Origin of the sequence: Streptomyces sp. 130 (assembly GCF_007096885.1) — a bacterium.
In the GTDB taxonomy this organism is placed as follows: Bacteria; Actinomycetota; Actinomycetes; order Streptomycetales; family Streptomycetaceae; genus Streptomyces.
Genome location: NZ_VJNO01000003.1, coordinates 23,314 through 35,008, shown reverse-complemented (window position 1 = coordinate 35,008; position 11,695 = coordinate 23,314). Strand labels below are relative to the sequence as shown.

Annotated in this window: 8 protein-coding genes; all 8 read left to right on the top strand. The window is 73.4% G+C overall.

The genetic code is table 11. The features are described from left to right. The first annotated feature begins 244 nt into the window (after nt 1–244). Nucleotides 245–2,245 (top strand): ABC transporter ATP-binding protein, encoded by a 2,001-nt coding sequence (locus FKN01_RS04100; RefSeq protein WP_143616442.1) that lies wholly within the window; start codon nt 245–247, stop codon nt 2,243–2,245. 451 nt (nt 2,246–2,696) lie between these two features. Next, entirely contained in the window at nt 2,697–2,960 is a 264-nt protein-coding gene (locus tag FKN01_RS04095; protein WP_143616440.1) for a hypothetical protein, read from the top strand. A 140-nt stretch (nt 2,961–3,100) separates the two neighbouring features. Continuing rightward, complete coding sequence (locus FKN01_RS04090; protein WP_143616438.1) at nt 3,101–4,588, top strand: NUDIX domain-containing protein; 1,488 nt, start codon at nt 3,101–3,103, stop codon at nt 4,586–4,588. Beyond that, nucleotides 4,585–5,835: a methyltransferase gene (locus FKN01_RS04085; RefSeq protein WP_260696761.1), complete on the top strand. Its 1,251-nt coding sequence runs from the start codon at nt 4,585–4,587 to the stop codon at nt 5,833–5,835. The genes FKN01_RS04090 and FKN01_RS04085 overlap by 4 nt, the downstream gene beginning before the upstream one ends. Continuing rightward, entirely contained in the window at nt 5,832–6,047 is a 216-nt protein-coding gene (locus FKN01_RS04080) for a hypothetical protein (protein WP_143616435.1), read from the top strand. The genes FKN01_RS04085 and FKN01_RS04080 overlap by 4 nt, the downstream gene beginning before the upstream one ends. Beyond that, entirely contained in the window at nt 6,044–7,426 is a 1,383-nt protein-coding gene (locus FKN01_RS04075; protein ID WP_143616433.1) for a phosphotransferase, read from the top strand. Before FKN01_RS04080 ends, FKN01_RS04075 begins: the two co-directional genes overlap by 4 nt. 32 nt (nt 7,427–7,458) lie before the next feature. Beyond that, nucleotides 7,459–9,819 (top strand): methyltransferase, FxLD system, encoded by a 2,361-nt coding sequence (fxlM, locus tag FKN01_RS04070; RefSeq protein ID WP_143616431.1) that lies wholly within the window; start codon nt 7,459–7,461, stop codon nt 9,817–9,819. A gap of 674 nt (nt 9,820–10,493) precedes the next feature. Continuing rightward, entirely contained in the window at nt 10,494–11,606 is a 1,113-nt protein-coding gene (locus FKN01_RS04060) for an NUDIX domain-containing protein (RefSeq protein ID WP_143616429.1), read from the top strand. Nucleotides 11,607–11,695: the final 89 nt, after the last annotated feature.

The following is an 11,695-nucleotide window of genomic DNA, read 5'->3' as shown; positions in this document are numbered from 1 at the left end:
CGCATTCACGTTCGAGACATTCGCCCGTCCGGGGCCGTTACGGCTACGGGTCCCGCGCGTTCTTAGAGCACCAGTGCCAACCAACCGACCAGACGGAGGACACCGTGCAACCTGCTCCCACTCCCGCCCATCGCTCCGGATTCGAACAGCGGCTGCGGTCCCCGCTCACCACGCCGGCCTCCGGAACCCGGCCGTCCGACGTCCGTACGCGCCGCTCGGAACGACCGGATACGAGGTGCGGGGCGTGATCAGCGGAAGTGACGCGGACAGCACCGGCCAGGGTGCGGTGCCCGGCCCGCGCGGTGCGGAGCTTCCGCTGCCGCCCGCCGCCGTGCCCGGCGGGCCGCACGACGGTGACATCGCGGACGGCCTGGAGGAGGCGTACTGGTCCGTGTACGACGGCGCCGCGTCCAAGGCCACGGTGGGGCAGATCCTCGCTCGGCTGCCGCGGATCGTGCACCAGATCGGCCGGCTGGCCTGGGCTGCGGACCGGACCGCAACCATCTCGGTCGTGGTCCTGCAGCTGGCGTCGGTCGCCATGACGGCCTTCGGGCTCATGGCCTCGGTCGCGGTGCTGAGGGAGCTGTTCGCCGAGGGGCCCACCCCGGACCGGGTGCGCGGGGCCATCCCCCAACTCCTGGTCGTCGTCGCCCTTCTGTCCGCCCGGGCGCTGTTGGAAGCGGGGGTCGCCGTCGCGCAGGCCCGGGTGACCCCGAAGATCCGCACCGCGCTGGAGAGGGAGTTCCTCACCCTGACCGCTCATGTGCGGCTGGAGGTCGTCGACGACGCCGACTGGCACGACGAGGCGTACCGGGCCAACGATCGCGGCCTGTTCTACGCCCGGCAGATCGTCGGCCAGGTCGTCTCCCTGGCCGCGGCACTGCTCGGACTCGTGGGTACCGCCGGCGTCCTGGGCGTCCTCCACCCGGCCCTGCTGCCGCTGCTCCTGCTGTCGGTGCTGCCGGTCGGCGCGGCGGCCGTTCGCAGCGCCCGCGCGCGCTTCCACTCCTTCAAGCGGTGGAACACCCTGCAGCGCAGGGTGCGCATCTTCTCCTGGCTCCTGCTGGAGCGCGACGCCGCCGCCGAACTCCGCTCGGACACCGCCCAGGGCGCGCTGCTCGAGGAGCACTACCGGCTGACGACACGGATCGCCGAGGAGGACACCCGCCTGGGCGTGAGCTCGGCCCGGTTGGCCCTGGCGGGCCGGGCCGTCGGGGGGATCGGGACAGGCATCACCTACGTGGCGCTCGGCGCCATGCTGATCGCGGGCTGGCTGCCGCTGGCCGCGGGCGCGGGCGCGGTCCTCGCCATCCAGACCGCCCAGTCCTCGCTGACCCGGCTCGTCGACGTCTCGCACCTGGTCTACGAGCACGCCATGTGGGTGGACGACCTGCTCGCCTTCCAGGAACGCTGCCGCACCCTCCAGCCGCGCCGCAGCGGGCCGCCCGCCCCCGATACGGTGAAGACCATCTCGCTGCGCGACGTGTCCTTCGCCTACCCGGGCAAGGACACCCCGGCGCTGAACGGCATCTCCATGACGCTGCACGCCGGACAGACAGTCGCGTTCGTCGGCGCCAACGGCAGCGGGAAGTCCACCTGCGCGCGGCTGCTCGCAGGGCTGTACGAACCCCGGGCAGGCGGCACAGTCACCTGGGACGGCGTGAACGTGCTCGACATGGACGCCGAGTCGTTGCAGGCCCGGGTGGGCTGCGTGCTCCAGGACCCGGTGCGGTTTCCGTTCAGCGCGCTGGCCAATCTGACGGTCTCGCGAGGCACCCTCACCGAGGCGGACCCCCGGCGGGCGCTGGACGCCGCGCGGGCCTCCGGTGCCGAGCAGGTCATCGCCGGGCTGCCCGGCCGATGGGAGGCGCTGCTGTCCAAGCGGTTCCGCGGCGGCCAGGAACTGTCGGCCGGCCAGTGGGCGAAGGTCGCCGTCGCCCGCGGCCTGTACAAGAACGCTCCCGTCCTGCTGCTGGATGAACCGACCGCCAGCATGGACCCCCGCGCCGAGCACGCCGTGTACGAGGCGGTCCTGCGGGACAACTCGCGCCCCGACCGGATCACGGTGCTGATCTCCCATCGCCTGGCGAGCGTCGTCGCCTGCGACCGCATCTTCGTCTTCGACGGCGGCCGGATCATCGAGAGCGGCACCCACCAGGAGCTGATGGCCCTCGGCGGCGAGTACGCCGCCATGTTCACCCTCCAGGCCGCCGGGTACCGCGCCGAGGCCGGGGAGGCAGCGTGATGCCCGCCCCCGCGCACCCCCGTCCCGCGCCCGCGCCGCACGGAGCCCGGCCGGAGAACCTCACCAGCCACCGCCGGGGCACCGGCTGCCCGATGCGCGGCCGGGGCCTCGGGGACGCCGCCGTGTCCCGCACCGGATGCCATGGCGCCGAGCCCACCGGGCCGGACGATGGAGCGGCGGCCTCGCCCCGGCACGACATCGTGCCCCTGGGCCCCGCAGCGGAGGCGTTCCACGCGCCGCTGAAGACGGAAAACCCGCTGCCGGGGGACCAGAGCCCGCACGTCCACCGGCGGCGCTGCGTTCCACGTCGCGAAGCACGCCCGGACCCGGGCGGGCCGCTGCCCCTCGGCGCGCCCGATCTCGGGCGCCGGAACGAGAAGCGACTGCAGTCGGACACCCGGGCTCCGCGCCACTTGCCGGCCGACGCGGACGGCCGGCCGGGGGTGCGGCGATGAACGGCGCCGAGTCGGACGTGACGGGCGTGGCGGGGATGATGCCGCTGTTCCCCCGGACCATCCCGGCCGCGGTCGACGAAGGCCCTGCAGGAGCCGCGCCCCGCAACAACCTGGCCCGGGACGCCTACGACGGACGGCGGTTCGCGAAGGCCCGCCCGCCCCGCACCGATCCGGACCGCAGCGCCGGGCGCTGGAGCCCGCCCAGATCGCGCGGCTCGGCCGCTTCCGGTGCCGGTGGCGCGGCGGACCCTGGACGGTGACCTCGTCGAGGCCGCTGGCGGAATGCCGGTGCCGGTCGCGGCACGCGCCCACAACGCGATGACATCGGCGAGCCCGCCGGCAGACACGCCCCTCCCTCCCAGCCCGTACACCCCGCTCCCACACGTCCCGAGGTGATCCCGTGCCGCCCTCCCGCTCTGATATCCGAGACACCATCCAGACCTACCTCAGCCGGCATGCCGGGGAACGCCCCTCCCTCGAAGGGCTGCTGGCTGTCCTCGACAGCACCGAGGAACCGACCAGCCGAGCCACGCTGCCCGGCCACCTGACCTGCAGCGCCGTAGTCATCGACCGCGACCGCCGGGTGCTCCACATCGGCCATCGGGCGACGGGGCTGCTCCTTTGCCCCGGCGGCCACATCGAGGCGGGTGACCGTGCGCTCCTGGCCGCGGCCGTGCGGGAGGTGTGTGAAGAGGCTGGGCTGCACCCCGGCGACCTGTGCCTGACCCCGCAGTTCGTCGACGAGCCGATCGATGTCGACGTGCACGACATCGATCCCGACCCGGCCAAGGGCGAGCCCGCTCACCAGCACTTCGATGTCCGCTTCGCGTTCTACCTCACCACCGGACAACCGCCTGCGCTCACTCTGCAGGACGAGGAGGTCGCCGGAGCCCAGTGGCTCCCGTACGCCGACGTGCGCTCCCCGACGCTGCGGGCCAAGCTGCTGGCCGCCGAGGCAGACGGCCTCGACGGGCGGCCGGAACCGTTGAACGCGTCCGCGATCATCCACGACGGCCACGGCCGGTACCTGCTGCACCTGAGGGACGCCAACAAGCCGTGGATCTGGGAGCCGGGGTGCTGGTCGCTCCTCGGCGGAGGCCGGGAGCGGCAGGACCGGACCCTGCTCGACACCGTTCGCAGGGAGTTGCGCGAGGAGGCCGAGCTCACCGTCGCCGGCCTGGAGCCGTACGCGATCGAGTGGGTCACCGGCATGCACGGGACGCCCGTGCCCGTACAGGTCTTCACCGGCCGGTGGAACGGGGAGCCGGCCCGTCTGCCGCTCACCGAGGGCGTGATGGTCGCCTGGGTGCGCCCCGAGAAGTTCCCGTACATGACGATGACGTCCTCGACCAGGAAACTCCTGCAGCGGCACGCCGCCGAACATCCCCCGGCGGCGGTGGTCCCCCCGGCGGGCGCGGCGGGGGCCGCCCGGGCCGGGGCGCCACCGGGGACCGTTTTGAACGTGGTCGGCGTCCACCTCTACCTGGAACGCGACGGCCAGGTCCTGCTGGGGCTGCGCCACCCGGACTCCGCCTTCGCAGGCAGCATCTGGCACCTGCTCGCGGGCCACTGCGAGGCGGAATCGGCGACCGCCTGCCTTGTGCGGGAGGCGTACGAGGAGGCGGGGCTCGTGATCGACCCGGCGGACGTGGAACTCGTGCACACCGTCCACATGGTCAACCGGCCAGGCGCCCAGCCCCGGATCGGTCTGTTCTTCCGCGCCCGGAATTGGGAGGGCACGCCCGAACTGAGAGAGCCGGACAAGTGCATGGCCTGGCAGTGGTGGAGCGCCAAGGACCTGCCCGAGCCGATCGTTCCCTACGCACGGACCGCGATCGAGGGCATCACGGCCGGCCGGGCCTACAGCGAGCTGGGGTGGGAGCGGTGACCGGGCCGGAGGGTGCGTACCGCGCCCGCTCCGCCATGGTCGACCGGCTCTCGACGGACGGTGTCCTGAGCGACATGCCGCTGCGCGACGCGCTGCTTCGTCTGCCGCGTGAAGTCCTGCTTCCTCACGCGTACGTGCGGGTCAGCGGCCCCGGTACGGAACCGATCGACTGGCGCCTCCTCGACGGCTCCCATCCCGAGGATCGCCAGGAGTGGCTCGACCTGATCCACAGCGGCGAGTCGGTTCTGCTCCAACGCGACGGCGAGCCCCTTGACGCTCTTGCCCGCGGGCCGGTGACCGGCGGACACATGACGTCCATGTCCACGTACCTCCCCGCCACCGTCGAAGCCCTCCAAGCCCTCGAACTCAGCACCGGACAGCGGTATCTGGAGCTCGGGACCGGGCCGGGCATCTCCCTCGCGCTGGCCGCCGCCATCACGGGTCCCGGACTCGCCTTCGGGGTGGAGCGGGACGGGCACATGGCCGCCTTCGCCCAGCAGAACCTGGACTGCCTGGGCAGCGGCGCGGCCGTTGCGGTGGGCGACGCCCTCGACGGCCAGGAGGCGCGGGCTCCGTACGACCGGATCCACTCCGGCATCGGCGTCCCCCGTGTCCCCGAGGCATGGGTGCACCAGCTCGCGCCCGGTGGCCGGCTGCTCACGACGCTCGTGACCCGCACACCGAGCTGGCCCGGACAGCTTCTGGCCACGCGTACCGGGGCCGGCGGGGTCGAGGCGGTCCTGCGAGGGCGACCGCGGGGATACCGGCCCATGTTCGGCCACCAATGGCTTGACGCGGTGCCGATGCGGCCCGGAATCAAGGCCGCCCCCGGCGTACCGCGCCCGACCCGGCTCGCGCCACCGGACGACGCGTACGGCTTCTGGCTCGCGGCTGCCTATCTGGCGCCCGGGCTGGTCCGTGACTTCCAGGCAGAGACGCTCACGATCGTCGCTCCCGGCGAGGACTCCTGGGCGGTCGCCGGGCCCGACGAGGCGACCGTCCGGGTCCACGGCCCCCGGGACGTGTGGGCCGAACTGGAGGACGTGCACGTCCGCTGGGTCCTGGCCGGAAGGCCCGATGCCTATCGGGTGACCGTGCCGGAAGGCGGCGGCCCCCAGCACGTCTCCTCCGGCACCGGCGCACGGGCCCTGCAGTGGGTCCTGCCTCCGCTCGCGCAGGTGCCCCGCCAACCCGCCGCCCCCGGCCCGGCCGAGCACCCCACGCACCGCACGGAGAAAGCCCTGTGAGCCTCTTCCACGTCTCGGCGGACGCCAACGGCCGGCACCGCCCCGGCCTCACCGACGAAGTCGTCCAGCTGCTCGGCGACACGGTGCGCGGCATCCGCTGTCCGGCTCCGATCGATCCGGGCCGCCGATACGAAGACGACCTGGCCAAACCCCCGTCCGAGGACGCGGTGTGCGATGTTCTGCTCGCCCGGCGGCCGGGAGGTGGCCGGTGAGCGGCGGCGAGCGGCACACGGTGGCGGTGGACGTGCACTTGATCGCCGTCCGCGAAGGGGAGAAGGGGGCGGAGGTGCTGCTGTCGCGGCGGGCCGGCACCGTCTACGCCGCGGGGTACTGGCACTTCCCCTCCGGGCATGTCGACGGGCCCTTCGAGGACGCCGTCACCGCGCTCGTGCGCGAGGCGTACGAGGAGACGGGGCTGGTGGTGGCTCCCGACGACGTGCGGGCCGCGGTCACCCTCCACCACCGGGCACCGGCCGGGCGCGCGCGGGTCGGGTTCTTCTTCGAGGTCCGCCGCTGGTCCGGGGCGCCCGAAGTTATGGAGCCCGAGGTGTGCGATGCCATGGGCTGGTTCCCGCTCGATGCTCTGCCCGAGCCGATGGTCGCGTACTGCCGCGCGGGGCTGGATGCCTACCGGGCCGGTGTTCCCGTGGCGCTGCACTTCCAGGAACCGGGCGACACGGTCGGTCATGACCCGGCTGTCGACCGGATTCGCCTCGTGCCCGCCCCGGTCTGCGAAGAGCGGTGGCCTGAAAGCGCGGTGCGGGAGTTCACCGAGCGTGCGGTAGGCCGGATCACGACCTGGACGGACGTGTCCTGGGCACGTCAGGAGAGCCGCGTATGGCGGGCCGGCGGAGCCGAGGGAGGCACCTGGTACGTCAAGGTCCACCAGAGTGACCGTTTCCACCGGCGTGAAGTGGCCGCGCTCCGCGGCTGGGTGCAGGGCATCGGTCCCGCTGCGCCGCGACTGGTGGCCGCCGACGCACTGCTGCGGGCTGTGGTGCTCACCGCCGTGGGAGGCCGGCCCCTGCACGGCGCCTCGTACCCGCCCCAGCAGCAGCGCCGCATCTTCCACCGCATCGGGCAACTCGCAGCCGCCATCCATACCAGTGCACCGCCGCGCCCGGCCGCCTACGCCCTGCCCCTGGCGAAGGCGGAGCGGCACCTGAACGGCGCCCGGCCCCACCTCACGGCCGGAGACGAGGAGTTCGTCCGCACCACCGTCGCCAAGGCCACCGGCCTGCCCGCCCCGGACACGCTGCCCACCCACGGCGACTTCCAACTGCGCAATCTGCGCTGGGACGAGGCCGCCGATGCCCTGTACGTCATCGACTTCGAGCGATCGGAGGAAGGCCCGGCGATCAGGGACTTCGTGAGGCTGTCCGATGCCTGGCACGGCCGCCCGGACCTCCTGGCCGCCGTGACGGAGGGATACGGCCGCCCATTCACCCAGGACGAAGAGGCCCACCTCACGGTCCTGTCCGCCCTGGACGCCATCTCCGGCATCTCCTACGGCACAACCCACGACGATCCCGAGCTCGTCGAGCGCGGCCGGCGCACGCTGGCCCGGCTCCGCGCCGCGCAACGCCCCTGAACCCCCACCGCACGCACACGAGGAGCAGCACGTTGACGTACACGGCCCGCGACGAGTGGGAGAAGCACTTCAGCGACGGCAGGAACTTCCGGCAGGTCGGTGACCGGGAGCGGGAGATCCTCGCCGAGTACGCCCCCGCCCCGGGCGGCGGTCGCGCGCTCGACGTGGGCTGCGGGACGGGCGGCCTGGCCGCCTGCCTCGCCTCGCTCGGCTACACCGTGGACGCCGTCGACTTCGCCGGCAGCGCGCTCGCCCGGGCCCGCGAGGAGCATGCCGACGTCGAGGGCGTGCGCTGGCTGCACCTGGACATCGAGCGCGACGACCCTGCCCCGCTGCACGAAGAGGGGTACGACCTGATCACGCTCCGCCTGATGTACGCATTCGTGCAGGACAGGGTGCGCGTCCTGCACGGGCTGGGCAAGCGGCTCCGGGCCGGCGGTGCTCTCGTCGTCATCACCCCAGTGGCTCAGAACACGCCCGAGGAGCGGCGCGGCATCGCCCTGGACGAGGACGAGATCAACGTGCTCGCCGCCGGCTGGGAAGCGGTGGAACGCCTGGACGCGGACGGCCTGGCCGTTCTGGTCCTGCGCGGCCCCTGCCACACCGGCACGCGGGCCGTCGAGAAGCGGCCGACCACCGCCCATGCCCTGACCGGCGCCCTCGCGGTCGTCACCGACGACTCCGGCCGGGTCCTGCTCGGCCGCTCCCGCCGCGGCATGCTCGAACTGCCCGGCGGCAGAACGAGCGGCCGGGAGGACTTCGCCGCCGCGGCAGTGCGCGAGCTCGCCGAGGAAACGGGCCTGGCCGTGGACCCGGCGGACGCGTACGTGGTGACGATGCTCGTCGACGACAGCCACGGCATCCCGCGGCTCACGGCCGTCGTCCGCATCACCGCGTGGACGGGACCCCTGACCAATCCGGAGACGGACAAGTTCGACCGCTGGGAATTCTTCGACCTGTACGCCCTCGCCTGTGCCGGGGACGTCTTCGTCCCGGCCGCACTCGCGATCGACAGCGTGTGGCCCGGCGTCATCCCGGCCCTGCCGCCGGTCGTCTCCTACCCGCTCGCCGCTGCTCGGCCGCCCGTGCCGGGCGAGCCGGCCGAAGCCGTCCGGCTCCGCCGGGCGATGGCCCGGACGGTGATCGAGGGCGGCTGGGCGCCGTCCGGTGCCGTACGCAGCGCGCTGGAGACCGTGCCCCGGCACCGCTATGCCCCGGAGGCGAGTCCGGCGGACGCGTACGACGGTGGCGACCGGGCGGTCATCACCCGCCGCGACGAAAACGGGAGGGCGATCAGTTCGGTGTCCGCGGCCTGGCTCCAGGCCGACATGATCGAGCAGTTGCGTCCCGCTCCGGGCGCGATCGTGTTCGAGGCGGGGTCCGGTGGCTACAACGCCGAGCTGATCGCCCACGTCACCCAAGGGCGAGTAGTCAGCGTGGACATCGACCCCTGGGTCGTACGCCGCACCCGGGCGTTCCTCGCGGAGGCCGGCAGTGGCCGCGTCACCGCCGTGGAGGGGGACGCGGCACTCGGCGCCCCCGCCGGCCTCGTACCGCGCGGCGGCTTCGACGGCACCGTGATCACCTACAACTGCTGGGACATCAGCCCCGCCTGGGTCGAGCAACTGGCCGAAGGAGGGCGCCTCGTGATGCCGCTGGAGATGGGCGGCTACACCCGGTCGGTCACCTTCGAGCGGCGCGGAGACGTCCTGCACGCCCGCCACTTCACGTACTGCGGCTTCGTCCGCGACCAAGGGCAGCAGGCCCGCACCGCCCCGGCCGTCCCCCTTCTCGACGGCCGGCTGAGCCTCCGCTTCGACGAGGGCGCCGCCGCCGGCACACACGGTCTGGAGGAGGCCCTGCGCGGGCCGCGGCACGAGATCGCCACACGCATCACCATGGGGGCGAACGCCTACTTCGGGTCCCTTCAGCTGTACGCGGCGACCACCCTGCCCGCCTTCTGCCGGCTGCACGCCCACCAGGACCCCGGGATCACCGTCATCCCGAACGGCCGTGACGCACCCGCCGTCATCGGCGATGCCTCGCTCGCCTACCTGGCTCATGTTCAGGTACGGCCCGGCGACGACGCCCATGACCGGGCATGGGAGTGGGTCGTGCACGCCTTCGGCGAGCAGGGCCCGCAGCTCGCCGAGCAGCTCGCGGCCACGGTCCGGGCATGGGACCGCCACATCCGCGCCGACGACAACAACGAGCACGCCGATCCCGTTCTGACCGTCCACCCGGCAGGCACCCCGGACCACCGACTGCCCCTGGGCGACGTACTGGACAAGGCGTCCTCCCGGCTGGTGTTCCGATGGCCCGGTCGCGACGGGCACCTCCCCGCCCCCACCCGGCCCACCGGCACGGCCGCCACCGCCACGGGAACAGCATGATCACCTGGGTGAACGGGCCTTTCGACGGCGGCAGGACGACCCTCGCCGCCGGACTGTCCCATGCGCTGCCCGGCGCGACGGTCGCCGACCCGGAGCGCGTCGGCGACCTGTTGCGCAGCGCACTCGCCGGCCACGCTCTCGAACCCAGGGACTACCAGGACCTTCCCCTGTGGCGGCAGCTGACCGGGGCCTTCCCCGCCGGCCTGACCCGGCACCCGGGCGGCCCGGTCATCGTGCCGACGGCCCCCTCAACCCCGCCCACGCCGAGGAGAGGTCCACCCGCCCGCGCCAGGCCGGCCGATTCCGCCACCTCGTCCCGCACGCCGAATCAGCCGCATTCCACGAGCGCATCGAGGCCAGTCGCGAGTGTCCCGGCGATCCTGAACACGGCGAAGCCGCACGTGCCTGCCGCCGCCGGCGCCGCGCCGCCGGCCACCGGGAAGCCGCCGCTTCCCGGCCGCACGCCCAGGGCCACGTCATCGACACCACCGCCCGCACCGCCGGACAGACCCTCCGGGCCGCTCCCGCCCACCTGCACGCAACCGCCTGACCCCGACCGCCAACACGGCAGGAGACCACCACGCCGTGACCACCCCCCAGCCCGTCGCCCGGTTACCCGGCCGAGCCGACCACCTGACCTGCCACCACAGGCGTACCCCACCGATCGGAGAGAGATGACCACGACTTCCACACCCGGCGAACGTTCCGGCGTGACGATGACCGACGAGGCGTACGGTGCACTGCGCGCCTCCCACGCGTTGTGGGCCGGCACGTCGGTCCTGATCACCGACCAGCACGGTCGGGTCCTGGTCCAGCGCGTCGGCTACCGTCCTACCCGTCTCCTGCCCGGCGGCGCGCTGGACCCGGGTGAGTCCCCCGCGCAGGGCGCCGCCCGTGAGCTGCGGGAGGAGCTGGGGCTCGCGGTGCCCCTCACGCGTGGGCTGGCCGTCGACTGGGTGTCCCCGGCAGGCCGCAGGACGTCTCCGGCCGTACGGTTCCCCGGTGAACTGCTGCACGTCTTCGACGGCGGCGTCTGGAATGAGGACCGGATCGCGTCCATCCGCCCGGCACCGGGCGAGATCGAGGGCGTCGACTTCGTCGAACCTGCCGACCTGCCCGCGCTCATGGCTCCGGACGATGCCCGCCGCGCGCTGTCCGCCCTGCGCGCCCGCGTCAATGGCACCGGCCCCGCGATCCTCGAGGACGGCCTCCCCCTCGCCCCCACCCTGCTCGACCGCGTGAACACGTTCACCCGGCACCGCGCCGTCCACCACTTGCCCTGGCACGAAGGGCCCGCCGCGGCCGGGCTTCCCGTCCGCCAGAGCTGGGGGTGGCTCTTCGCCCCCGACGGCCGCGTCCTCGTACTCCTCGATCCTGCGAACGGCGCCGCCTGCCTCCCCGGCGGCACTCCCGAGCCCGAAAACGACCGGAGCCCCGCGGCAACCCTCATCCGCGAGGCCCTTGAAGAGGCCTCCGCCCGCATCAGCCCTCCGGTTCTCCTCGGCAACCTGCCGGACCCGGAGCACAGCGCCGGGCCATGCACCCGCCTCCGTATGGCAGCCGTCCTGACGGACATCGGCCCCTCCCGGCCCGACCCCGCCACGGGCCAGACCTATCTGCGCGCGCTGGCCACCCCCGAACAGGTCATCGAACTGTTCAACTGGGGCCCCACCGGCGCCGATCAGCTCACCGCCGTCCACCACGCCCGAGCGCGGTTCGCACTGCCCCGCGCCACGCGGCAGCCCCTCACCGAACTGCCCGACGCCACCGACCTCAGCACTCTGTAGCCCCGGCCCCCTCCGAAACGAGGCCTCACATGAGCAACACCTCACCCACCACCCCCAACACCCCAGCCGTCCCCGCTCACCCCCTGCCG